Source organism: Dapis brunnea BLCC-M229, from assembly GCF_050015995.1.
Lineage (GTDB): Bacteria > Cyanobacteriota > Cyanobacteriia > Cyanobacteriales > Microcoleaceae > Trichodesmium.
The window spans coordinates 1-25927 of sequence record NZ_JBNHEP010000235.1 but is presented as its reverse complement, the minus strand read 5'-3'; the positions used below and the strand labels follow the sequence as shown (position 1 = coordinate 25927).

General features: G+C 37.0%; 15 protein-coding genes and 1 pseudogene. 11 read left to right on the top strand and 5 right to left on the bottom strand.

All coding sequences use genetic code 11. From position 1 onward, the window contains the following. The 3 genes and pseudogenes from ACP6PM_RS27345 to ACP6PM_RS27335 form a co-directional block, all read left to right on the top strand. A partial coding sequence (locus ACP6PM_RS27345) for a M16 family metallopeptidase (protein WP_426590052.1) occupies positions 1-1028 on the top strand: 1028 nt, incomplete at its 5' end. A gap of 253 nt (positions 1029-1281) precedes the next feature. Continuing rightward, positions 1282-1917, top strand: a complete 636-nt coding sequence (locus ACP6PM_RS27340; RefSeq protein WP_426590051.1) for a vWA domain-containing protein — start codon at positions 1282-1284, stop codon at positions 1915-1917. A 552-nt stretch (positions 1918-2469) separates the two neighbouring features. Beyond that, positions 2470-2784: pseudogene (locus ACP6PM_RS27335) on the top strand (RNA-guided endonuclease InsQ/TnpB family protein); the annotation flags it as partial. Between the two features lie 461 nt (positions 2785-3245). Here the strand turns inward: ACP6PM_RS27335 and ACP6PM_RS27330 are convergent. Beyond that, positions 3246-6356: a hybrid sensor histidine kinase/response regulator gene (locus tag ACP6PM_RS27330; RefSeq protein WP_426590050.1), complete on the bottom strand. Its 3111-nt coding sequence runs from the start codon at positions 6354-6356 to the stop codon at positions 3246-3248. Positions 6357-6615: 259 nt separating this feature from the next. On the opposite strand from ACP6PM_RS27330, the gene ACP6PM_RS27325 reads away from it, so the two are divergent. Further along, on the top strand, positions 6616-7194 hold the full coding sequence (locus ACP6PM_RS27325) for a PEP-CTERM sorting domain-containing protein (RefSeq protein WP_426590049.1): 579 nt from the start codon (positions 6616-6618) through the stop codon (positions 7192-7194). A 1081-nt stretch (positions 7195-8275) separates the two neighbouring features. Here the strand turns inward: ACP6PM_RS27325 and ACP6PM_RS27320 are convergent. After that, the gene (locus ACP6PM_RS27320; protein WP_426590048.1) at positions 8276-9370 is read right to left on the bottom strand and encodes a bifunctional heptose 7-phosphate kinase/heptose 1-phosphate adenyltransferase; all 1095 of its coding nucleotides are present in this window, start codon (positions 9368-9370) and stop codon (positions 8276-8278) included. A gap of 191 nt (positions 9371-9561) precedes the next feature. Here ACP6PM_RS27320 and ACP6PM_RS27315 point away from each other — a divergent pair, with 191 nt between their 5' ends. After that, positions 9562-9696, top strand: coding sequence for a hypothetical protein (locus ACP6PM_RS27315; RefSeq protein WP_426590047.1), 135 nt, complete (start codon positions 9562-9564; stop codon positions 9694-9696). A 712-nt stretch (positions 9697-10408) separates the two neighbouring features. Here the strand turns inward: ACP6PM_RS27315 and ACP6PM_RS27310 are convergent. Next, on the bottom strand, positions 10409-10945 hold the full coding sequence (locus ACP6PM_RS27310) for a response regulator (RefSeq protein WP_426590046.1): 537 nt from the start codon (positions 10943-10945) through the stop codon (positions 10409-10411). 544 nt (positions 10946-11489) lie between these two features. On the opposite strand from ACP6PM_RS27310, the gene lipA reads away from it, so the two are divergent. After that, positions 11490-12416, top strand: a complete 927-nt coding sequence (gene lipA, locus ACP6PM_RS27305) for a lipoyl synthase (RefSeq protein ID WP_426590045.1) — start codon at positions 11490-11492, stop codon at positions 12414-12416. Positions 12417-12451: 35 nt separating this feature from the next. Here lipA and ACP6PM_RS27300 read toward each other — a convergent pair whose 3' ends face one another. Next, complete coding sequence (locus ACP6PM_RS27300) at positions 12452-12814, bottom strand: DUF4278 domain-containing protein (RefSeq protein ID WP_426590044.1); 363 nt, start codon at positions 12812-12814, stop codon at positions 12452-12454. Between the two features lie 764 nt (positions 12815-13578). Between ACP6PM_RS27300 and ACP6PM_RS27295 the strand changes: the two genes are divergently transcribed. The 4 genes from ACP6PM_RS27295 to ACP6PM_RS27280 all read left to right on the top strand — a co-directional run bounded on the left by ACP6PM_RS27295 (position 13579) and on the right by ACP6PM_RS27280 (position 21058). Then, complete coding sequence (locus ACP6PM_RS27295; RefSeq protein ID WP_426590043.1) at positions 13579-14037, top strand: hypothetical protein; 459 nt, start codon at positions 13579-13581, stop codon at positions 14035-14037. A gap of 891 nt (positions 14038-14928) precedes the next feature. Beyond that, positions 14929-15357, top strand: a complete 429-nt coding sequence (gene gloA / locus ACP6PM_RS27290) for a lactoylglutathione lyase (protein ID WP_293101439.1) — start codon at positions 14929-14931, stop codon at positions 15355-15357. Positions 15358-15964: 607 nt separating this feature from the next. Further along, positions 15965-18682, top strand: a complete 2718-nt coding sequence (gene clpB, locus ACP6PM_RS27285) for an ATP-dependent chaperone ClpB (RefSeq protein ID WP_426590042.1) — start codon at positions 15965-15967, stop codon at positions 18680-18682. Between the two features lie 321 nt (positions 18683-19003). Further along, positions 19004-21058 carry a DUF2264 domain-containing protein gene (locus ACP6PM_RS27280; protein WP_426590041.1) on the top strand — a complete coding sequence of 685 codons (2055 nt, stop codon included), beginning with the start codon at positions 19004-19006 and terminating at the stop codon, positions 21056-21058. A 148-nt stretch (positions 21059-21206) separates the two neighbouring features. On the opposite strand, the gene hpsE is transcribed toward ACP6PM_RS27280, so the two are convergent. Then, positions 21207-22181 (bottom strand): hormogonium polysaccharide biosynthesis glycosyltransferase HpsE, encoded by a 975-nt coding sequence (gene hpsE / locus ACP6PM_RS27275; RefSeq protein WP_426590040.1) that lies wholly within the window; start codon positions 22179-22181, stop codon positions 21207-21209. A 748-nt stretch (positions 22182-22929) separates the two neighbouring features. Here hpsE and htpG point away from each other — a divergent pair. Then, positions 22930-24939 carry a molecular chaperone HtpG gene (gene htpG / locus ACP6PM_RS27270; protein ID WP_426590039.1) on the top strand — a complete coding sequence of 670 codons (2010 nt, stop codon included), beginning with the start codon at positions 22930-22932 and terminating at the stop codon, positions 24937-24939. The last annotated feature ends 988 nt before the right edge of the window (positions 24940-25927 follow it).

The following is a 25927-nucleotide window of genomic DNA, read 5'->3' as shown; positions in this document are numbered from 1 at the left end:
AGTTGCTCTTGGCAGTTATAATCATTCCCTACCCCATCATATTGAGTGGATACACCACTGCAGCTAAATACATAGAAGAAATAGTACCAGCACTAGCAGAATTGTTATTGCGAGCTTCCATACCAGAATCAGAATTTGCTAGAGAACGAGAAGTTGTACTTGAAGAAATCCGCCAGTCACAAGATTGTCCAGATGACCTAGGTTTTCAAGCATTAATGAAGAATGTTTACCAATATCATCCCTACGGGCGTTCAGTTATGGGTAAGGAAACACTGCTGAGAGAGCGAGAAGTGAATGAAATGCGTTGTTTCCATAATTATCACTATCAACCAGAAAATATGGCAGTGGTAGTTGTTGGAGGAGTAGAGCAAACACAAGTCATAGAATTAGTTAGTACAGCATTTGAACAATTTTCCCAAAAATGTTCTGATTGTCCGCAAGTCGAAATAGAAGCAGAAGCATTAATAACTGAAGTTCGTCGTCAGGAAATACATTTGCCGAGATTAGAACAAGGTCGCTTGACAATGGCTTGGATCGGACCGGGAGTAGAACAAATAGATGATGCTTATGGCTTAGATTTGCTGTCAGTTCTGTTGGCGGAGGGAAGAACTTCTAGATTAGTCAGGGAATTGCGAGAAGATTTAGGTTTGGTACAAGGAATTGGTAGCAATTTCTCCTTACAGCAAGACTCAAGTTTGTTTACAATTAGCGCCATGCTAGAACCAAAAGATATTCCAGAAGTAGAAGCGAGGATTTGCGATCGCCTCTGTGAGTTATTGACTTTGCAGATTTCCGAGGTAGAACTAGCTCGGTGTAAACGTTTATTATGTAATGATTATGCCTTTTCCACCGAAAGTCCTGGACAGTTAGCAGGTCTTTATGGCTATTATTTTACTATAGCTAACCCAGAGTTAGCAGTAACTTATCCACAAAAAATAACAGCATTTCAACCAAAAGAATTACTCAATTTAGCAGAAAAATACCTATCTCCAAATCGCTATGCAGCAACAGTATTAATACCTAGCTAGGGAGATAGGGAGATTGAAGTATAGATAGAATAATTATAAACATAATATCGTATAACCAGATTATATATGCAATTAACCGGATTTGATATCACTACTTGTTCCCGTTGCTATTGATTATAACTACTCCCTAATCCCTACTCCCTACTCCCTATTTAATGTAATTTCAGATTAATTTAATAGACATAGATTAATTCAGATTGCTACTATTTTTATCATAGTACAAAATCCTCACTAAAATCCTAGGTAAAAATCTATGTCTGAGAAGCATTCGTTGCTGGAAAATAGAGACTACACATTTATTTTCGCCAGAAGCCTTGAAAGCTGGTCTTCTTCCCATCCCTATTATGAGCATTGGCTTGCAGCGCAAGCCAAAATCATTGACTTAGCAAAACGTTGTCAATCATTAGATCATGATGGAATTACTGTTTACTTGGCCTCAAGTCCTTTTATTAAACATACAAACACAGAAGTTTTAAAATTAGCCCAACTATTTCAGATTAAAAAACCTCCAGAAACAATGGATTTAGTAAGTAGTCTTCAAGATGCTATTGATGACTATTTTCAGCGCCGAGATGCAAAGAAAACTAAAAATGGGGACATTATCTTAGTATTAGTAGATAAAATATCTAATGAGCAAGAATCACTGATTAATTTAATTAGGAATGCCACTGAAAAAATTGATTTGATTCCAGGTACAGAAAATAGTTATGAATTAGGAATTAGTTTTTTACAGATAGGTGAAGATCCAGCTACAAAAGAATGTTTGACTTACCTTGACGATCATCTTGTTGAGGCTGGTGCAAAATGTGATATTGTAGATACAAAATTATGGTATGAAATTAAGCAACAATCTCTTACAGATATTCTGATTCATGCCTTGGTTGATTAGCAAAACACTGGAATCAAAAATAAGAGAATAGGGAATGGGGAGGAGGGAGTTGTTAGTTATCAATTTTCTCCTTTAAAGGAGAGGCTTTAAATCTTAATTATTCGGTAATTCTCCTGACTCCTGACTCGGTCCTCCTGAGTCCTACCTTCTACCAAAATACTTTTTCACCAAACCCTCAATAGACCTCTCCGGAAAAGAGGGAGTAGGTAGGGACGTTGCATGCAACGTCCGTACAGAGTAGGGGGAAAGAATTGATTATTTATGTGCGATAATTGATTTGATTTTTTATTATCACCAGATGTCTAATAGTATAAGTCCTGATGATATTAGATTATAAAGTTATACCATGTCCGGTTAAACAGTTATAAAAGTCAGGAGTCAGGAGCGAAGATGAGAAAGTTTGAAGGTATGAAGAGGATAAAGTTTTTTGATCTCAACGTTGGTTGAAGACCCGCGCTCTCCGGTCACGGGAGCGTCGTATGAGAAAACCAATCAATCTTGCGGTTTCACACACAATGTGTTAAGCTGTGAAAAGTTTTTGGTAAGTAGTCGATGCCTGAAAAAGCCTACAAATTTAGGTTTTACCCAACTCCAGAACAGGAAAATCTGTTGCGGAGGACAATAGACTGTGTCCGTTTAATCTACAACAAAGCTTTAGCAGCTAGAACTCAAGCCTGGTATGAGAGTAAAGAGCGAGTAGGATATAAGCAAACTTCTGCTATGCTTACCTCTTGGAAAAAGCAGGATGATCTAATTTTTCTCACAGAAGTAAGTAGTGTTCCATTACAGCAAGGTTTGAGACATCTACAAACTGCTTTCACTAACTTTTTTAGTAGGCGTGCCAAATATCCTAACTTTAAGAAAAGGCGTTGCTGAAGTAAGGTATGAAATTCAAGTAGTGGTAAATTTTCAGCCAAAACAAGAGTGCAAATTATACCTATTTCTTCCTCTAAAGTCACCGAAAAACTCTTTTCTACCTACGCGGCTCCTGACTCGGTCCGACTGTGAAATCATACATTTATTCAGCAACGCCTATTATGTAAAGTATTTAAATTCCCCTTATTATTCATAAAATTATTTTTTTTAGATGGTATTTTTTTAGATGGTATAATAAACTGGGGAAAATATGAGATATCCTACAATACCAAAATCAGTCCATACAAACCCGCTTTTGAGAATGTTTTAGAATAGAAATACTACCAGATTTGATATTTACAATTCTCATTTTAATTCCAGGATATTTTAGTTCAAATATCAGATAATCTGACAATATACGCTTAATTTAATAAATATTTTTTCTAACAGTAAAGGCAAAACTTTTCAATTGCTTAATCGTCGGGGATAACTTCATTTAAATTCAACAATAACTTTTCTGCTGTGTAGGGTTTGGGCAGAAAAGATTTGGCCCCAATTAATTGGGCTGCAGAAATCTTCTCTTGTGTCGCTAGTCCACTGGTAGCAATTAGCTTGACATTGGGATTAATTTTTTTCAAGGCACGCATGGCAGTGAAACCATCCATTTCGGGCATGATTATATCCATCAATACTACCTCAATCTCCTGGATATGTTGGGCATAAACAGCGATCGCGTCAATACCATCATTAGCGGTCATAACTCGGTAGTTGTGACTTTCTAAAGTAGCTTTGGTAATTTCTCTAATTGGAGTTTCATCATCAACAACTAAAATCAATTCTCCTTGACCACAACTTACAGTATGCACAGTTGTAGTTTCAGTTGCTTCTATTTCTACTGATGCAGGTAGATAAATCTTAAATTGAGTACCAGAACGGCGATCGCTCTCAACCTGAATGTTACCATCATGATTTTTGACAATACCTAGAACCGTAGACAAACCTAATCCTGTCCCCTGACCTGGTTCTTTAGTGGTAAAAAAAGGATCGAATATTCGGTCGATTATCTCTGGAGGAATACCTCTTCCGGTATCAGTTAGGGTAATCAAAATATAATTTCCAACTTCTATATTTAAACTTGTAGAAGAATATTGCCGATCTAAACTAATATTTTCAGCAGAGATGACTAACTTGCCACCATTAGGCATAGCATCTCGGGCATTGACGCACAGGTTCATTAATACCTGATGTAGTTGAGTAGAATCTCCCTGAACCAGCCACAAGTTAGGTGAAATATAATTTTCAATAATAATCAATTTGGGAAAAGTTCTTCTCATCAAGTTTACAACTTCCTCTAACACTTGAGCTAAGTTTACCAATTCCCATTGCGATTCGATTTCCCGCGAGAACAGCAAGACTTGCTTGATAATATCAGCACCACGTTGGGCATTGTTTCTAATGATGTTCAGCAGTTTCAAACTTGATTCATCTAGATTGGGAATCTTTAACGGCAAAAGTTGAGCGAAGCCCAAAATAGGAGTCAAAATATTATTGAGGTCGTGGGCAATTCCCCCCGCTAAAGTTCCTATGTTTTCTAGACGTTGAGCGTGTAGTAGTTGCTGGCTTAATTGTTTTTTCTCAGTAATATCGGTATTGACCATCAGAATTGATTGGGGATTACCCTGTTGGTCGCGCATTAATGTCCAGCGACTTTCTACAATGATTTCCTGACTCTTTTTAGTAAGTTGTTTGAGTTCTCCATTCCAATTACCTTCCTCAAGCGTAATCTTCAGAGCAGTCTCCAGTTGAGCTAAGGATTCTCCATGAAATAACTCCTGGACTACTTGATTGATAACCTCTTCTTCTTTCCAACCATACAAGCGTTCTGCTCCCTGACTCCAGAATTTTATTCTGTGCGACAAATCGCGAACAAAGATCGCATCACTAGCAATATCGATTAAAGCTGCTTGTTCGGCATTTTTTTGATATAGTTCTGACTTTTGAATAGCAATCCCCAACTGGGTTGCTAATTGTTGCAGTAGTTCAACTTCTTCAGTTTGCCATTGTCGAGGAGCGGAGCAATGATGAGCGATCGCTAAACCCCACAAATTTTCTCTTTCTAATATAGGCACCACTAAAGTCGCTCTTACCTGGAAGTTCGCCATTAGTTCTTTGTAGCATGACTCCACATCAGAACCAATAAAATCGCTATTCATATATACTCGACCCTGGCGATAGGGTTCTACATAATCTTCCGTAAAACAGGGATCGCTAATCCTTGACTTCAAAATAGAAGTCCAACCAGAAACAACCGATTCAGCAACTACTATACCTGACCAGTCTGGGTAAAAGCGAAAGATAATCACCCGTTCAGTTTGTAGTAACTGTCGCACCCCCTCAACAGCAAATTGTAATATTTTCTCAATATCAAAGCTTTGGTACATTGCTTCAGTGATTTCAGCGATCAGATGCTGTCTTGCTATTTGCTGCTGAAGTCTTAATTCTGCTTGTTTGCGTTCAGTAATATCAACAGCAGTACCATATAATATCTGCTCTTCAGGATATGGGGATGCTCTCCACAACAACCAGCGGTAGAAACCATTTTTGTGTCGATAGCGGTTTTCAAAGTCGAGAGTTATCTTGCCAGCAAACAAATCTGCTGCTTCTGTGATAGTTGCCTTGAGATCTTCAGGGTGAATAAACTCAGTCCATGGGCAAGATATCATTTCCTCCGCTGTCCAGCCGAGTATTTGCTCACAAGTTGGGCTAACCCAATAGAAATATCCTTTATTACCTACTATCACTTGTAAATCCAAACCAATTGCGAGAAAGCGCTCCCGTTCTTGTTCTACTTGCTTGCGTTCCGTGATATCTTTGTAAATCAACGCTACTCTTTTTTTGCGATCGTGGTCTGGTCTAAAGATGTAGAATTCGTACCAGGTGTTAATGTCTCTATCGGGTAATTCCATGCGAACTGCTTCACCAGTGAGAGCTACATCAGCAAAGACTTCAAACCAATCATGTTCAAAATCTGGAATAATATCACTCGTCCATTGAGCAGGGAATTGTTGGCCATTCATTTTCCTAGCAGTAGTATTTGCCTCTACATAAAGAATGTTAACAAGGTGGTCATTGTTGTCGAAAATCACGTCGCAGAAAATCACTCCTTGGTCAATTGAATTGAACAGCTTACGATATTTTGCTTCTGACTCACTTAAGGTTAATTCCGCTTGTTTACGTTTACTAATATTAATAACTACTGACTGACTCATTAGGTAGTTCCCTGCTTCGTCTTTAATAGCTGTTGCACTCAAACTGATGGGTAGAATGGAGCTATCTTTACAGCGCATTTGAAATTCAAGATCGTTAACCCAACCTCCCTGTTTCAAAATCGGGAAATTATTCTGAAATATTGGTAAGCTTTCAGAAGTAATAAAGTCAGAAAATTTCCGCCCTAAAACTTCTTCTCGGCTGTATCCCAACATCTGGATTTCGGCATTGTTAATGCCAATAAAGACACCATTTTTATCTAGTAAATGATATCCACAAGGTAGGTTATTATAGAGTTCTTCAGGAAAATAATTCATTTTTAATTCTTAGTTTATAACTCAGATAAAGAACTACTTTGAGTTAAATATACGTCGTTTAAATAATTAAATCTTATATTTTACATCAAAATTATATATTTGTTGCAAAGTTGAAGAATCTTAACTATAGCTCTACGCATTAAGGTTAGGACATTTATAAATCCTGAAATCTTTTGATAGTCTGCTGTTCCCTATTCCCTAGCGCGTAGTGCTATAATCTTTTTTAAAGAAAACCTAATAAATGAAGATTGTATAAACCGTGATTAAAACTTTATTACAAAAGCTACCTATTGGAGTGGCTCTAGGAATGTCTGTTGTAGGCTTAGCTTTTTCACCTGCAGCTAATGCTCAGTTAATCAGACAAGAATTTGAAGGAAATTTTAGCCGAACTCAAGTTAGTCCTTTCCTGACAAATTTATCTCCTGAAAACAGCGACTATTCAGGTTTTGTCCTTTTCTCAGATGATGGAACTCTAGAAGATTGGCAAATTAGCGTTGATGAATTGGACTTAGATTTCAACCCTGATTCAACTTTGGGCGGAGGTTTAGGTCCTGCTTTAATACCTAATATCAGTTTTGACCTTTCTTCTCCCTCAGATTGGGATTTATCAGTTGATTTTGGTATTGCTTTTGATGCTCCCAGATACACTCTAGAGAGAAATGCCTCAGAAATCACTTTTATAGGTGAATTGGGACGAGCAGGAGGTTATACTTATCAAGATTCTACAGCGACTATTATTACTGAGACTGCAACTGCAGTTCCTGAACCTGGAACTATTCTTGGTATTCTAGCTATTGGTGGGTTAGGATTAGTTGTTAAACGAAAAGAACAAGCTTAAGAGCTGAGTTCATTAGACATCTCCGGAAAAGAGGGAACAGGGAACACTTAACTGGGAACAGGAAGAAAGAATAGATAATTTATGGATGAGAATTGATTTGATTTTGAATTTTCACCAGATGTCTATTAATTGATAATGGATAATTACCTCTGGTTAAAACCGAGAGGATTTAAGATAAGGAAATCACAATTTCTTTTTTTCTCTTGAAATATAAGGCAATAAAGTCGAATTGATTAATTATCAATTATCCATTGGTAATCCTATAGTTTTAGTTTTGAAGAAGGAGGTTGTAGGTTATAGGTGTAAAAAGTTAACCTCATACCTACAACCGCTCCACCTAAAACTTTCTCATTCACCTCAACCAATTGTGGGCACAACTCTTGAAATGTAGGCTTTTATAGCGCTACTTGAATCGGGAATAGGGAACACTTAACTGGGAACAGGAGACTATCAAAGGATTTGAGGATTTATAAATGTCCTAACCTTAATGCGTAGCGCTATAAAAGGGACTACGGAGCAATAGTTGGTCAACCAACCCGAAAGCATTTTCTGAATCTTGACTCCCGACTCCAAAGGATTTTATACTCTACTATTTATACTCTACTAATCATATAGCGCTTTTCAGATTGATGAACCACATCGTCACAACTCAAACCCTGTAGGGGCGATTCGCGAATCGCCCCTACAAATTAAAACCCCTGTAATACCAATTTGATAAATGTTTGCTACAAATAGTTAGATGACTGCTTAGGAGTCAGAATTCAGGAGTCAGGAGTCAGAATAAATAGATTAAGTATAATTTCTTAGCTTGAATACCTCTTTTTAGTCAGAGGGACACCTGATGTAAAGTATTTTAACTCTCCTGATTATTCGTAACATTCTTTTTTCAAATTGGTATAAAAAGTGCTATAAGCGATCGCTACTCTTACCCAAAATAAATACTATAATATGGCACTACGCCAACGCGGTGTTTAACACTCCTAAATCCTTTTTTGGTAGGCAACATTAAACCCACAGCCTCCGCACCTAAAACTCTTTGGTGATATGACTTTTGCATTTTGCCTTACCCGTAGCACTATACCTAACTAAGCAATGTTTGCAAAGCCTTCGTAAGTTCATCCACTGTTGTAGTTGCTGTTCCAAACTTACGCACCACCAGACTAGCAGCCAAATTCCCCAAAACTACAGCTTCCCAAGTAGAAGCACCAGCACCCAAAGCTAAAGTCAAAGCAGCTACAACTGTATCACCAGCACCAGTAACATCAAAAACATCAGTCCGGTTAAAAGCAGGAATATGCCAACAATAAATGGCAGCATCATCAGTACCAGAAATAGTAAAAGAAGGTGAGGGTGCATTTAAACTAGCACTTGAACTATTTATGCGGTCAAACAAACTCATTCCTTCTTCACCACGAGTAATTAAAATTTGCTCTGCATCTGTTAAGTGCAACAAGTCACACCCTGCTTGATAAAGAGTATCAAAATTAGTAATTGCATATCCCACAGCTTTCTCCGCTTCAGGAAGATTAGGAGTAAATAGAGTTGCACCCTTGTAACGTTGTAAATCTTTCTGAGTATCTACAATAGTTCTTTGAGAATGAGATATAGCTGCTTCTATAACTGGTGCTGTGAGAACACCATCTCCATAGTCTGAACAAACTACTGCATCTACTGTACCAACTTGTCGCTGAATACACTCCGCCAGTTGCAGTTGCAAATCAACTTCTGGCAAATCATCAGATTTTCGATCTACCCTAACAATTTGTTGAGTTACAGACTGACGAGCATGACCTGAGATTCTAGTTTTAGTCACTGTGGGGCGGTTAGAGTCAACTAAAATTCCAGTAGTATCAACTCCAGCAGTTTCAAAAATATGACGCAGTGCAATACCTTGATCGTCTTTTCCTAACAAACCAACAACCTTAACTTTAGCGCCCAACTTAGCAAAATTATAAACCGCATTAGCTCCACCCCCAGGTACTCTATCTGTAGTTTCGTGACGCAGAATTAATACTGGTGCTTCACGAGAAATACGCTCAACTTGACCAGTCATAAATTCATCCAGGGTTAAATCTCCCACTACTAAGACTTCAATTTGAGAAAAACCTGCGAGTAAATTCAGTAGTCGAGGGGTAGAAGTTTTGAGTTGAGCGAGAAATTCTGAATCTATTACCATAATTTATTTTTCTTTTACTCAGGAGAATGAGCAGGGCTAATAATTGAACAATATTGTAGACAATTGTACATTCTTTGTCTTATGATCTAATCAATGTCATAGATTTATTGGAGGTAGATGACCAATTAAAATGAAATTAATCTAATTGCAGATTAAAAGTTAATAATCAGCAAAAAACAATTAATGCTGCTGTGAACGCACGAAAAGTATGTGTATTAGTAGGTGTAGTTCTCACCGATGTTAAGCTTGCTGTTGAGAATAAGTTACAGACTCTGGTCAGTGGTTGTCAGGGAAGCAGGAAGCTAGACTCCAAAGCTCAAATATGATTTTGGGTAAGTTCCGTAGAATGGTTGAACAATTACTGTAACATCAATTTCATTGAACTTATATATAGCGGTTTTCCAAAATGTTGACTACAAAACTTCTGCCTCTCTTGGTGCGCGTTCCAAAAGCGAGCTGTCGCACCCCGCGGCATCGCACCGCTTCTTTCTGCCCTCAGCATAAGTGCCTTTAAGCCAAAATCTTCGTATTCTACGTTAATGAAAAGCGCTATAAATTCTACCTATTTGAGTGAGAATATTCATATCATTTCAGCTTGAACAACCATCATAAATCTCTTATCCCCAACTCTTATATGATTTCTTGATCGAGCTGGACTTAATAAAATATAGCTGAGGTAGAGAAGTCGGGTTAGGTCGGAACATACCATAAATATTTGATTGATTTACAAATAAACCAGACTTCTGAGTATTGAAACTCCACTTAATAAATAGCAGGGATCTGCGCCAGTGATTGGAAGATTTGATAGAAAATTATTTAAGGCATTGTTACAAAGAAATGGATTAGAAACCTTGCATACAAAGTCTCTACTATGATGGTTAATTTGCCAGACATTTTATCTAGCAGGGGGTTTTGTCTCCCAACCATCCCAATTGGGAGTATGTCAAGATAAATAATGCCAATGCCCAAAATGTATAAATATTCCTGAGGGAAAAAATATTAGAGTAATCAAGAAGCAATACTTAATGTCTAATTTCACTACTTCAACTTTTGTTTGACAATAGTCACAAGTTGAGTCATTTGTTTTTTCAATGCTACAATTTCAGCTTGCATTTTCTTAACTTGAGCTTGTAACGCCTGAATGTCTTCAGAACTACCCCCCGAACCAGCATCGACTTGCTCAGGAGGACGTCTTTTGGCCAAATCAAAGGCAGACTTAATAGCTGCAGTTAATTCTTTTTTCTCAAAAGGTTTTTCTAAAAAAGCAAAATAATGTTTATTGAAAGGTTCAGGAATTTTATCTGTTACCTCTTCCTTACGACCTGACATGAGAACTAAGGGAATTTTTTTTAGTTTAGAGTCGGATTGAATTTTTTGAAATACCTCCCAACCAGTAACTTTTGGTAATAGAAAATCTAACATAATCAGGTTAGGGCGTTCCTTAACAATAAATTTCAATCCCTCTTGGCCGTCCTTTGCTTCTATAACAGTAAAGTTTCCTTGAGGAAGCATTTCTTGGACTCTTACTCTAATGACTTTACTATCATCAATAACTAAAATTTTGTGTCCTGCCACGACTAGCACCTCCAGTGATGAGTTGGTGTTTTCAAATTAATCTTATCTATATTCTTATAGTCAGCCATAAGTATAGCTAAATCTTGGCTTTAATATTCACCTGTTCTTGATATAGAAAACCACAAAGTTATAGCTGAAGTCAGAAGTCAGAAGTCAGAAGTCAGAAGTTAAATTCTTGCTGTGAATATATTTGAGAGGAGCGAGAATGTCCTAACCGCTCTGGCGACTGCTATATTATTTTTAATTTTTTATGATAACCTCTCTCGAAGAGATGCACTATATTTCAGTAGACCGTTACTCACGGGGTGACAAATCAATGTTGCGCTTCTCACAATAATGTGTTACTATCCATCAGGCTTCTGCGCTAGCAGTGACTAGGGGAGTGGTTTGATTGGCGACGTACTGTAGAGCCACCGCAAGACCGGAAAGAAAGAATGGCCTTGGAGGCAGGTACCCCAGAAGCAGAAAACCTAAGTCGTGAGACTTAGGAATCCCCCACTGTCGTAATTGCGCAACGTTGGAAAAATGTCAAGGCTACAAAAAAATGGTCAATCAAGTAGATATGAAAGCCCAAATTCAGAGTATGCCAAAGTGGCTACGTCCCTCTTTGGGCAAAGCTAGTGAGATTTCTACTGTACAGAAAATTATCAAGCAGCGTCAGCTCCATACAATCTGTGAGGAAGGTCGCTGTCCTAATCGAGGTGAATGTTATGCTCAAAAGACAGCTACTTTTTTGTTGATGGGTCCTACTTGTACAAGGTCTTGTGCATTTTGTCAAGTGGATAAGGGTCACGCTCCAATTCCCTTAGACCCCAAAGAACCGGAAAAAGTAGCTGAAGCTGTGGAATTGTTGGGTTTGGAATATGTGGTACTGACTTCTGTAGCTAGGGATGATTTGCCAGATGGTGGTGCTAGTTGGTTTGTAGCAACAATGACGGCTATTAGAAAGCGGAACCCAGAGGCGAAAATAGAGGTCTTGACTGCTGATTTTTGGGGTGGTCAGAATGGAGTGGGTGTTGATAAGTTGTCTGTTTCTTTAACTGAAAGACAAAGAAGACGGATAGAGGTAGTTGTGAATGCTGAACCTGCTTGTTATAACCATAATATTGAAACAGTACGGCGTTTGCAAGGTCCTGTCCGTCGTGGGGCAAAGTATGAGCGATCGCTTGATGTATTGCGAATTGTTAAGGAGTTTAACCCTAATATTCCCACTAAGTCTGGGTTAATGTTGGGACATGGAGAAGCAAAAACTGAAGTAGTAGAAGCAATGGCAGATTTGAGAAGAGTAGGATGCGATCGCATAACTTTAGGCCAGTATATGCGACCTTCCCTAGCACATTTGCCCGTGCAAAAATATTGGACCCCAGAAGAGTTTGACCAGCTTGGAGCGATCGCTAAACAAATGGGCTTTTCTCATGTTCGTTCTGGCCCTTTAGTTCGTAGTTCCTATCATGCTGGAGATGGTATTTAAGATTATTTGCAGATAATTTCTGCAATACTCTTGCTCTATCCACAACACATATACTGCCATTCATCTTTTAACAAAGACAATAACTTTTCGTCTCCTCTCGCCTTAGCTATTAAACATCGCCGTTCCAAAATATCACATAAATTTATTTTGTGAACCTGAGCTAAATTGTTTTTTGCTTGAAGAAAAGCAACAGTTTGCTTCTCTTTAGCTAAGGGATAGTTTACAGTACAAAACATCTTTTTAGGAGGATGCCCATGTATGGGAATATGTCTAGGATAAGGATAATCCCATCCTTGGCCTCTATTTTGTCCTCTATATTTCTCCACCTCTTCCCCGACCATCATATTAATAGTAGGAAGGTCTTGTCGATTATTTGGATAGTCATTATTTAGTTTCATATCCTTAGACCCCATTGTCAATTTACTTTTTGGGAAAAATTATTTTTATTTCTGTATCTATTTTTACATTTTCCCCAAAAATATTCTGATTTTTGACAAAATTTTACATCGACAGTTAGACCTTGTAGGAAAAAACCTCCACCAACAGTTTTTTTGGTCTAAGTCTTTGCTGTAATTCAAACTAATACGTCTTATCTAATTGCTATCCTTGCCTTACTACAAAAGTTTGAAAGGAAGATGAGAGCCTTCTTCCTCCTATCTCCTCTATAATTCTCATTTATCCTGACTCCTAGCCTTACCATGCATACTTTTTCAGCAAACCCTACTTAGACATTTTCTGAGAGAAAAAATGCGTCAAAGTCAGTCTAGACAAGGGAATTACGTCGATGCCCTGAAAATGGCTAGAACCCGTGCTGATTCAGGATTTATACCTTTTTGAGGTAAAAGCCTCTGCCCGTATATATTTAAGCCTGTTTTCTCTTTCTATTTTGTGTAAGTCCCATTAGGAAAAACTCAGTCAGAGATGACTTTTGACTTTTGACTTGTAGGTAGCACTATATCTCGGATCATAAAATCTTTTACTTAGTTTCTATACTGTCCACAGTCTATTCCTTTATAGGGACTTATTATTGATTTTTTAGAGAAAAAAATTAGCTTACTTTTGTATGTTGACAAAATAGCCAAGTATTATTTAATATAGAACTATAAACAAATAAATCAACAATTTCGGCCACAATAATATATTTAACCTTAAGATATATTTTATGAAAAAGTCTATAGAAAATAAGTCTACTGTTACTCATCCATTAAAGAGATTTGTAACTAGAGATGCCTTGGCATTTCATTTAGGAATTAAATCAGATAATATCTACAAAATAAGCTGTTGGAAATATGTGATTCATGTTGTAGGAAAGAGCAAAAGTAGATTTGTCAGTTATGCTGATATGCCACCAATTTTAGGAGTAGAGCAACCAATAAAAGCTGATTTTGCTAAATGGCGCAAGCGAATAAAAACTAGAAAGCAAAAGTATGTACCTAAATTTTGGGCACAGTTTTATGTCAAAAAGATTGAAGATTCTAATTCAATTCAAACTTTATTAAAATGGGAGAATTTAGTCAAACAATGTAGGTCATTAATCTCATTAGAAGGAATCAAAACAATTGATAATGCTTTAGCTAAAGAAAAGTCTCGATTAGAAAAACTCAGTCACAAAAATTTTTGAAATAAAACTACTTATATGAAAAATATTGATTGCTATTTTACTAATTGCTAAGTGTGGTGAAATAGCAATTGATTGAAATAGTAAAATTAATTAACTTAATATTTGAATAGATTTAAACAAAGCGATCGCTGAAACAAAAAAAATATAAAATGCCAATAAAGTTAATCTGGCAACAATAGAAAATTAGACTCTAGAGGGAAAAAAGCCAAAGTAAGTAGACTAAGCTAAAAAAAAAGACGTTATACCAAATCTCAACTCAAAAGTCTTACTACATTTTCTGGAAAGTAGGGAGTCGGGAGTAGGGAACTGAAGTCTTGAGGAAGGTCTGACGTTATTTTTGGGAATTAATATTACTGAATAATTAAGGTCTAAAGCCTCTCCTTTTAAGGAGAAAAAAGAAAAAAAATCATTTTACTCAATCCTATCCATTTTAAGGAGAGGTAATTATTAGAGGAACGAGAATTATAGAGGAGGTAGAAGTCAGCATTTTCCATTGGTTTTTCTGCCGTTGTCTGCCGAAAATACTAACTTTTTGAGCTTTATAAGTGCGAAAAGCTGGTACTTTTTCAGATGAAAAAGGCTAAAACCTTTATATGTCAATGCTTTTATGATTATTCAGTAAGCCCTAATTAGTTGTTGATGTAATTCCATCCAACAGTTTATATATCGCAGATATTCTACAATTAAAACCTTTTTTCCTCTTTCCAATCCGTTTTAGGGAGAGGTAATTATCCATTATCCATTAATGAACTATTCCCCGTTCCCTGCTCCATCAGGGTCTGCAATATTTTATGAAATTGGTATTAAGTAGGACAATATCTACTCCCCATATTGACCAAATTGCCTCAAAATTAAAGAGTATAGATATAGTCAAGGAATAAGGAGTAGACCATGCGACTATTACACACCATGCTGCGAGTCAACAACTTAGAAGAATCCCTCAAATTCTACTGCGATGTCCTCGGCATGAAACTACTACGCCAAAAAGACTATCCAGGTGGCGAATTTACTCTGGCCTTCGTTGGTTATGGTGATGAGTCAGACCATACAGTATTAGAACTGACCTATAACTGGGGTACCGATAAATACGATTTGGGCGACGCTTATGGCCATATTGCTTTGGGAGTTGATGATATTTATGGCACTTGTGCACAAATCAGAGCACAAGGAGGCAAAATTACCCGTGAACCGGGGCCAATGAAACATGGCTCCACAGTTATTGCCTTTGTGGAAGACCCAAATGGATATAAAGTAGAGCTAATTGAGTTGAGTAGTCGTAGTAGCAGCTCAGAAAAAGAAGTTGTAACTAGCACTAATTAAAAAGTAGGGAAGAGGGAGGAGAGAAGAAGTTAAGGAAGTCAGAAGTCAACCCACCCCTAACCCCTCCCAGGAGGGGAAGTCAGAAGTAGTTTTTGTCAGGGAGACTAGAGTAACCCTACAAAAACATTTCGCCCTAAAAGGAGGGGTAAATAACACAATTATTTTGATAATAAATAATTAGTAATCAGCTCAAAGCTAAATGCTGTTTTTACCTATCTTTCTTTAATCTGAAAAACTCAGAGAAGCTTGATTTGTAGCAAAGATTTTAGCTTGACAAATATAAAGCTAAAATCTATTAACTTCTGTCATAATTTGGCAAAATCATACAATTATTGAAAGGATAAAAATAAAACAGTTTGGAGTGAAATCCAAAATAGATCTTCCTTCTTCCTTTCCCTAGGAAATACTAGGCAAGTAAGCTCCAGCAAGGTTAAACCCACCTACCATATAGCCATAATTTTATTTAATTATCACAGGACTTATGCAAAAACTCTATATCTATTAAGTTAAAACTATAGTGCCACACTATATGTAGAGTTTATCGGTCAAAAATCCGTAAGTGCTGTACCAGAAAAAATCTCACAGGAAAAAATTTAAAATAGTTCAAATGCAGCCAACTGACCCAAGCAAATTTACAGAACAAGCCTGGGATGCTATAGTAAAATCCCAAGATGTTGCTAAACGCTACCAAAACCAACAACTAGAAGTAGAACACCTAATTATTGCTCTCCTGGAACAACAAGGCACAGCTAATAAAATATTAAACCGTGCTGGTATAGAAGCAGAACGCCTGCTGCAACAAATAGACTCCTTTGCTAAACGCCAACCAAAAGTTGGTAGTATAGAACATCTCTACCTAGGGCAAGGTCTGGAAATTTTTCTAGACCTCGCTGATGAAGCTAGAGAAAAATGGGAAGATAAATTTATTGCTGTTGAACACCTTCTACTTGCCTTTCACCAAGATAAACGTCTGGGTAATAAACTTATTGGTGGTGGTACTCCCCAACTACCAACTCGGCCTGGTTTTGAACGCCCCCAAACTACTCCACAAGTTGAATTTGAAGAACTAGAGGCAACTATTAAAGCAGTTCGAGGTAGCAGGAAAGTCGAAGACCAAAACCCAGAGGCGACTTATGATGCTTTGGAAAAATATGGGCGCGACCTGACAGAGTTAGCTAAAGCAGGTAAACTTGACCCGGTTATTGGCAGAGATGAAGAAATTCGCCGAGTGGTTAGTTGTCTATCTCGTCGGACAAAAAATAATCCTGTGCTTATTGGGGAACCGGGGGTGGGAAAAACGGCGATCGCCGAAGGTCTAGCTCAACGTATTGTTAATGGGGATGTGCCAGAGTCTCTTAAGGAACGTCAACTTATTAGTCTTGACATGGGTAGTCTCATTGCGGGGGCAAAGTTTAGAGGGGAATTTGAAGAACGTCTCAGATCGGTTTTGCGGGAAGTTACCCACTCGGACGGTCAAATTATTTTATTTATTGACGAATTACATACAGTTGTTGGTGCAGGTTCGAGCGGAGGTACAGGTTCGGGGGTAGATGCGGGAAATTTGCTCAAACCAATGCTTGCTCGTGGGGAACTTCGTTGCATCGGAGCTACGACTATTGATGAATATCGCAAACATATAGAAAAGGATGCTGCTTTGGAACGTCGGTTTCAAAAAGTAGAGGTTGGTCAACCTAGTGTTGAGGATACTATTTCTATTTTGCGGGGGTTGAAAGACCGTTACGAAACTCACCACGGTGTAAAAATTACTGATGCTGCTTTGGTTGCTGCTGCTACTTTATCCAACCGTTATATTTCAGACCGCTTTTTGCCAGATAAGGCGATCGACTTGGTAGATGAAGCTGCTGCTCAATTAAAAATGGAAATTACTTCTAAACCAGTGGAGTTAGAAGCTATTGACCGACGGATAATGCAGTTGGAGATGGAAAAACTTTCTATTGAAGGAGAGTTGCAAGGTACTAATAAAAATAAAAATGCTGAAGTTAATTCACCTGTAAAAGTATCTCCAGCTTTACAACGCATTACTAATGAAATTAACTCCTTGAAGAAAAAACAGGAAAAATTTTCCTCTAAATGGTCTGGGGAAAAAGAGTTGTTAAATACCATTAACTCTCTCAAAGCAGAAGAAGATAAAATAAAAGTACAAATAGAACAAGCAGAACGAGCTTACGATCTGAATACCGCAGCTCAGTTAAAATATGGCCAACTAGAAACTGTACATCGCGATCGCGAAGCAAAAGAGGCAGAATTATTAAAGGTCCAAGCTCAAGGTTCTTCCCTCCTCCGGGAACAAGTAACTGATGCGGATATTGCCACTATCGTTGCTAAGTGGACAGGTATTCCGGTAAATCGTTTATTGGAGTCGGAACGCCAAAAATTGCTCCAATTAGAAAAGCATTTACATCAAAGAGTAATTGGGCAGTCTGAAGCTGTATCTGCTGTAGCAGCAGCTATTAGAAGGGCAAGAGCAGGAATGAAAGACCCAGGACGACCTATTGGTTCGTTTATGTTTTTAGGTCCGACTGGGGTTGGTAAAACTGAGTTGGCACGGGCGTTAGCAGGATTTCTGTTTGACCGAGAAGATGCTTTAGTGCGAATTGATATGTCAGAATATATGGAAAAACACGCCGTTTCTCGGTTGGTGGGTGCCCCCCCTGGATATGTGGGTTATGACCAAGGGGGTCAGTTATCGGAAGCGGTAAGGCGACATCCTTATTCTGTGGTTTTGTTTGATGAAGTGGAGAAGGCACACCCAGATGTATTTAATGTTTTATTGCAGGTATTGGATGATGGTAGGATTACTGATTCTCAAGGAAGGGTCGTTGATTTTAGTAATACTGTGATTGTTATGACGAGTAATATTGGTAGTGAATATATTTTGGATGTAGCGGGGGATGATTCTAAATATGAGGAAATGTATAAGCGAGTCATGGGAGGATTAAGAAAACATTTCCGCCCAGAATTTTTAAATAGGGTGGATGAAATTATATTGTTCCATACTTTAAGGAAGAGTGAATTACGGCAAATTGTGGAAATTCAAGTGAAGAGAATTGAACGATTATTAGGGGAACAAAAAATTAGTTTGAAATTAACTGCTGCAACATTAGACCACATTGCTGAAGTTGGATATGACCCTGTTTATGGAGCGCGACCTTTGAAGCGGGCAATTCAAAAAGAATTAGAAAATCCTCTAGCAAATTTGATTTTAGAGAATAAATTTCTTGGTGGGGATATTGTGGTAATTGATTGTGTAGATGGTGGTTTAGTATTTGGGAAAAAAGAGGAATTGGAATTAGTAAAAAGTTAATAAATAACAGTGCGAGCTTCTAGCTCGCCAGTATAATTCAATGATAAATTTTAGATAAAACTACACAGCTAGTGGTGCTGTGCGAAAATTTATTAGTAATTTTTTTATCAAATCACTTAGAATTGCTATAGTAATTTTCTTGGGGATATAATATCTGGGGGTACACCTTAGTAGATTAACCTTCAGTATAAAACTATTAATTTTTGTTAGTTTTCGTTGCTCAGATTTAATTTAGTTTAACTTGACTCTGCTGCATCTAAATCCACCCTCCACAAAGATTTAATATTTTATTTACAGATAGCCTCTAACCTCAAAACAAAAATGAAAACAATAGAATGGACTACACCTTTTGACGAAACAACAGCTTCAATTACCGGATTAACCAGAAAACACTGGGAAGAAACAGTTTTTATCCTCCTCCAAGGGATTATAACACACGCCTCAGTTGGAAAGGCGAGAATCAAACTTGCTGGCCCTCAAAGCGTCCATGGTCAGGTGGCAGATGAATTTGAAGGTTTTTCTAGGTCTCTAATTATGGCTGCTCCTTGGCTAAAAACAAGTGAAACAGAGAGTATTTTTGTTGGAAATCAAACTATAGATATAGCCGAGTTTTACCGAGAAGGAATCTTAGCAGGAACTAATCCTAATCATCCAGAGTATTGGGGGAAAATCAACAACTGTTCTCAAAATATTGTGGAATGTGCTTCCCTAGCTTGGGGGTTGTATCTCTCACAAACTCATATTTGGGATAAATATTCTGCTGCCGAAAAACAGCAAGTGGCTAACTATCTTCTTCAATGTAACCACGCAAAACTTCCCAAAAATAACTGGCTTTTATTTAGGACAATCATAAATACTGTTTTGCAAAAATTGGGAATGCCTTTTTCCCGAAAAGAAATTTATGTCAACCTGAAGACTTGCCAAAATATGTATCTAGGTAATGGCTGGTATCGGGATGGTCGTACTAATCAGATTGACTATTACAGTGCTTGGGCATTTCATTACTATTTTTTGATGTGGGTGATATTAGATGGCGATCGCTTCCCAGAAATGGCTGAGATACACATAAATAGAATGAGGACTTATATGGAAAACTTCCGCTACTTCTTTTCTGGAGAAGGTAACGTTCCTTGTTTTGGTAGGTCGGCGACCTACCGATTTGCATATATTGCCCCAATAACTTTGGGTTTATACCTTAATTGTCTGGAGCAAGAGTTGGGTGAAATTAAAACTATTTGTAATGGGTCATTAAAGTTTTTTTTCAATAGAGAAATACTAACTGACAACTATCTATTAACTCCTGGATATTTCCGTCATTCTCCTAGATTACTAGAACGTTACTCTTGCGCTGCTTCTCCCTATTGGGTGGCTAAAGCGTTTAATATTCTCCTATTACCTCAATCCCATCCTTTCTGGCAAACAGAGGAAAAACCCCGAGCTATTGAGAAGGAAAGTTTTTCAATCTCTATTAAATCAGCGGGTTTTTTGGTAGTTGGAGATCAACAAACAGGTCACGTTCAGTTAATTAATCAAAAGTCCTATCATAATTATTCTAATATGAGTAGTAAATACACCAATTTTGCCTACTCTTCCCTATTTAGTTATGACATTAGACCTGTTAGGAACAAATCTGATAGAGACAGCGCTCCGTGTGACAATGCTCTTACCTTTTCCCTAGGTAACAGATATGTGCAGCGATCGCAAATTAAACATCTCTATTGTGAAGATAATTTTGCCGCTTCCAAATATCCATTACCAATTGTCAACCCAAAGGCCACCGATTTGATTTCCCGCATCTACGGCAATCTAGGCTGGGTAAATACGCAAATTCTTGTGAAAGACGATTTTATGATTAATGTCCACCGAATTGAAACTCGAAAATCCCTAAAGTTTAAAGAAGGGGGATATCCATTAGGTTTTAATGATGGATATCCAGAGATTATCTCAACCGAAGGAGCAGAAGTAGCATTCAAAGATGGCAAAATAAGTTTTGTTCGTAATTTATATGGTTATGACAAGCAATATCCAGCTCAACCATTAACTCCTCACACACCAGAGAATAATCTCAGATATCAGTATAGTGTTGTCCCTGCCCTAGGATTTGAGAATAAAAACCAAAAATCATTCTATTTAGCAAGTATGGTCTATGGAAAAATAGGTAATGAAACTATTGAACAGTTAATGGAGTTGGTAACTAATTTTCAGATTATAAATGGGTTAGTTAAGATAAAATTTTATGATAATGAACAAGTAGTAATGCAGTTGGGAAATATCCGGCATTTGGATATTACTCTTAATAATAAAGCAATAACTGGAAAGGTTGTAATGGCTAGGGTGTCTGGTGATGGTAAAAACTATCAGGTTGTCAAACGTTAAGCGTTGGATATTTGTGGGATGAATTATAGCTTTAGAAAAAGACGAAGTAAAAGACAGGATTAACCTTTTATGCAAAGATTCATCCTTTGGTTCAGCAATACCAACATTAATTAGTTCATCCTCTCAACTATCTATTTAGAGAATTAGTTTATATTTTTCTCAACAATTGCACTTTCCATAGATAAAATGGACTGACTAAAATACTTAATAAAAGTGCCATTTCACAAGCAGCAACTGTATCAGTTTTTAGCAAACTATAGTTTTTAATCAAGTAAAATAGAGCCTTACGAAAATCATTAACTAAATAAGCCAAAAATCCTAGAGGTTTTTGCCAAAGTTTAAGTCTCATCATTCTAATATGATTTCTGTGTAATCCTGAACCAGTCACCAGAGATACTAAATAATTTCGTTCAAATCTCCAATGAGGTATCTGATGATAGATATGCATTTCTGGATTGTACCAAATTTCCCATCCTGCATTTTGTATATGAGATAAAATTTCTATATCTTCTCCCTTAAGTGCCAAAGATTTTCCAGCCGGTCCTGTAAGGAATAAATTTTTAGGAACATTTTCTAGCCATGCTTTTTTTGAAATAACCATACCAGCTCCTGGTGGTAAAACTTTTTTCTTATGTTCGTTATAGGAAAAAGCTTTTTTACCTCGTTCAATAATTGCCAAATAAGGAGCTATTTTTTTAAAATTCTTAGGTGGTTCAGCTTCAAATTCTCCATGAATTTGTCCTCCATAAGCACCAACTTGAGGATGTGATTTGCCAAAAGCATAAGCTTGAGCCACCCAGTCAGATGCAGGTAAATTATCATCATCCAAGAAACCCACATAATAACCTTCAGCTTTTTCCATTGCTGTTTTTCTAGCAATTGACGCTCCTTGTTGAGGTTCTAGGAAATATTTGATAGGAAACTTTTCCTGCCAATTAAATTGATAATTAGCGATTATCTCAGCTGTATTGTCCTTACTATTATTATCAACTATAATAATTTCCCAGTTTATTTCTGCCGTTCCCTCTTGAACTTTTAGTTTATCTATTATATCAGGTAAACGCTCTGCTGCATTGTATGCTCGAATTGCAACAGTAAAATCATACTGATTTTTTTCCATCATATTTTATCCTTAAAGTGAGGAATAAATTTAATATAACAGCTTCCCCTTGTTATCAGCTACAGTAATAATACTGAAATATTGAGGAAACTAGTTAGTTTTTTAAATGTTAATGAATTATTAACTTTAGTATAATATTCGATGATTGTATCAACCATTTCTACTCTCTGTTTTAGAAAAATAATGACAATCGGGAATATCTTTTGCCTCCATACCTAATTCCCTAAAACCATAGATATATTTACATCATAAATTGGGAAACTTTTGTAAGTTAATATTAAACACTTTTCTGTATGTTTAAAATTGTTTATGCTATTGTTATCAACTATAATAATTTATCAGTCTATTTCTTTGATTTTCTATTAATGATAAAAAAAATCCTCTTGTTTTGAAGAAGAGGTAATTGTTAATTGCTTATTTATTCCTAGGTAGTGAAATCCGAATCAGATGTTTGGTGCAATCCCTGTTTAAAAAAAAGACTCCATAAATCACAATTATTAAATAGTATTGAGCAATGAGTCTAGGGGTCATTTCAGTTATCAGTTATCAGTACCTCGCAGCTAAAGCTAGAGCCTTGAAATACTGAAGTTGATTTTTTTCATCCCCTTGAAAGGGGAGGCGCATACCCCAATTTTTCAGTAAATGGCCAGAATACTTCTCTAATTTTATATCTATTAAGAGACAACAAACCTGGATAAGTAGCTTAATGCTCGACTCAAATTAATTCCCATAGATAAAATAGATAAACACTATGAGTACAACACTGGAAAAAGGTAAAATCAGTATCCATACTGAAAATATATTCCCTATTATCAAAAAATCTCTTTATACCGACCATGAAATTTTCTTAAGGGAATTAGTATCTAATGGTGTAGATGCCATTGCTAAACTAAAAATGGTGGCTCGAACCGGAGAGTATAGTGGTGATGTTACTAATCCAGAAATAGAAATCAAAATAGATAAAGATAATCAAACTCTTTCCATTACTGATAATGGTATTGGGATGACTGTTGATGAAATAAAAAAATACATTAATCAAGTTGCTTTCTCCAGTGCTGAAGAGTTTATTGAAAAGTATAAAGGTAGCGAGAATGACGCTATTATCGGTCACTTTGGTTTGGGTTTCTACTCATCTTTCATGGTTGCGAAAAAGGTAGAAATTGATACCCTTTCCTATCAAGAAGGAGCAGAAGCTGTTCATTGGAGTTGTGACGGTTCTCCAGAATTTGAACTATCAGATTCGACTCGTACAGGACGAGGTACAACTATTACCTTAACTCTCCAAGATGATGAAAAAGAATATCTCGAAACAACTCGCATTCAACAGTTAATTAAAACTTACTGTGATTTTATGCCAGTAGCAATAAAATTTGAAGGGGAAGTAGTTAATAAACATAAAGCAATCTGGCGAGAATCTACTCAAAATGTCACTCAAGAAGACTACCTAGAACTATATCGTCATCTCTATCCTTTCCAAGAAGAGCCTCTCTTATGGGTACATCTCAATACTGATTATCCTTTTATTGTTAATGGCATTCTTTATTTTCCCAAATTAAAGCCAGATGTAGATGTTACTCAAGGCAATATTAAACTGTTCTGTAATCAAGTATTTGTCACCGACCATTGTGAAGAAATTATTCCTAAATTCTTGATGCCTTTACGAGGAGTAATTGATAGTACAGATATTCCTCTAAACGTTTCTCGGAGTTCCTTATTAAGTAATCGAACTGTCAGAAGAATCGCTGATTATATAGCAAAAAAAGTAGGCGATCGCCTCAAAGAACTTTATCGTGATGAACGGGATAAATATATTAGCGGTTGGCAAGATGTAGGTACATTTGTTAAGTTTGGTGCTCTGAATGACGATAAGTTTAAAAAGCAAGTAGAAGACATCATAATTTTCCGCACCACAGCTAAACTAAATCAAGTTGAAACAACTGAAACTGAAGCTAAACCAGCAGTAGAAGTACAAGCAGAAGGAGAAGATGTTTGGCAAGAAGTAACTCCAGAAACTTCTGAAACTAAAAATACTGACGAACAAGGTTTTTATTACACAACTCTCAAAGAATATTTAGAACGTAATAAAGAACGTCACGAAAATCGGGTTTATTATTGTACCGAACCTGCTTCCCAAGCAACTTATGTAGAGCTACATAAAAACCAAGGATTAGAAGTTTTATTCCTTGATTCTTTCATCGATACTCACTTTATTAGTTTCCTAGAAAGAGAATATCAAGACGTTAAATTTTCCAGAGTAGATTCCGATCTAGATGAAACATTAATTGACAAAGAAAATCAATCAGAAATAGTTGACCCAACTACAAATAAAACTCGCAGCGAACAAATTAAAGAATTATTTGAAAAAGCGCTCAATAAACCAAAGGTAAATGTTAAAGCTCAGGCATTAAAATCAGAAGATGCTAAAGCTACTCCACCAGCAATGGTATTATTGCCAGAAGCAATGCGAAGGTTACGGGATATGACTGCTATGTTACAGCAGGAAAAAACAGAATTTCCCGAAGACCACGTTTTGTTAGTTAATACAGCTCATCCACTAATTCAGAATCTTTCTAATATTAGTCAAGGTAGTATTATTCAGGGTAGTGGTGAGTCTCCTTCAGCAGAATTAGCCAAAGAAATCTGTCATCATGTTTACGATTTAGCTTTAATGGCACAAAAGGGTTTTGATGCTGAAGGTATGAAAGATTTTGTCGAACGATCTAATGAAGTATTGACTAAGTTAACTGAAAAAGCATTATAAGCATTATCAAAGAGAAGAGGGTCAGCTTCATAGTCATCTCCAGAGGTAATGAGAAATAGATATTTCACTCCCCCTGTGGTCATATCTAATCTTAGTAGTGGGAGTTATAGCTGAAGTCAGAAGTAAGGGAGAATGGCCATTCGCCCTTACATTCTTTATTGTATAGCGCTACGCATTAAGGTTAGGACATTTATAAATCCTCAAATCCTTTGATAGTCTCCTGTTCCCTGTTCCCTGTTCCCTGTTCCCGATTCAAGTAGCGCTATAACTAAATTTGAGAGGAGCGAGAATCTCCGTGCTAGTAATGACAACTGCTTTCATTAATGGATAATGGATAATTACCTCTCCCTTTTAGGGAGAGGATTGACCAACGCCGAAAAAATTTATTTCTCAAGGGGAGATTGGATATGGCGAGGTCTCCTCGCCATCCCATCCTGACGGAATGCTCCGCAAACGACCGCTTTTTCCCCTTGAAAGGGGAGGCTTTTAACCTAAACTGTTTAATTATTTAATTATTTAATTATTAATTATCCGGTAAATATTACTCCAGCTAGCACCGACTGTTTTTTTCCAGAAATTAACTATAGGAATATCAACCTCCCAATGACTAAACTATTTGGGATTAACGCCTTTAGATTATTTATATCACCAAAAAAGCCTTCCCTTGGATAGGTGATGATAAAAATCAACTTCAGTATTTCAAGCATAGGACTTCAGCTAGAGGTACTATTCAATAATTAATAATTAATAATTAATAATTACCTCTTCTGTAATAGAAGGATTGGGTAAAATGAATTTTTTTTCTTCTCTTGGTCGATTGGATATGGCGGACTTCGGAGCAGCTCTATATTTAGAGGGAAACCTCGCCATCCCATCCGAGGTCATGCTGCGCAAACGACCACTTTTTTGGTCGATTGGATATTTGGTCGATTGGATATGTCGAGGAGACCTCGGCATCCCATCCTAAGGTCATGCTGCGCAAACGACC

Excerpts from the sequence above, each read along its gene's own strand:
- ACP6PM_RS27340 (WP_426590051.1), top strand. The coding sequence starts at position 1,282 with ATGTCTGAGAAGCATTCGTTGCTGGAAAATAGAGACTACACATTTATT.
- ACP6PM_RS27330 (WP_426590050.1), bottom strand. The coding sequence starts at position 6,356 with ATGAATTATTTTCCTGAAGAACTCTATAATAACCTACCTTGTGGATAT.
- ACP6PM_RS27320 (WP_426590048.1), bottom strand. The coding sequence starts at position 9,370 with ATGGTAATAGATTCAGAATTTCTCGCTCAACTCAAAACTTCTACCCCT.
- lipA (WP_426590045.1), top strand. The coding sequence starts at position 11,490 with ATGGTCAATCAAGTAGATATGAAAGCCCAAATTCAGAGTATGCCAAAG.
- ACP6PM_RS27300 (WP_426590044.1), bottom strand. The coding sequence starts at position 12,814 with ATGAAACTAAATAATGACTATCCAAATAATCGACAAGACCTTCCTACT.
- ACP6PM_RS27295 (WP_426590043.1), top strand. The coding sequence starts at position 13,579 with ATGAAAAAGTCTATAGAAAATAAGTCTACTGTTACTCATCCATTAAAG.
- gloA (WP_293101439.1), top strand. The coding sequence starts at position 14,929 with ATGCGACTATTACACACCATGCTGCGAGTCAACAACTTAGAAGAATCC.
- clpB (WP_426590042.1), top strand. The coding sequence starts at position 15,965 with ATGCAGCCAACTGACCCAAGCAAATTTACAGAACAAGCCTGGGATGCT.
- ACP6PM_RS27280 (WP_426590041.1), top strand. The coding sequence starts at position 19,004 with ATGAAAACAATAGAATGGACTACACCTTTTGACGAAACAACAGCTTCA.
- hpsE (WP_426590040.1), bottom strand. The coding sequence starts at position 22,181 with ATGATGGAAAAAAATCAGTATGATTTTACTGTTGCAATTCGAGCATAC.
- htpG (WP_426590039.1), top strand. The coding sequence starts at position 22,930 with ATGAGTACAACACTGGAAAAAGGTAAAATCAGTATCCATACTGAAAAT.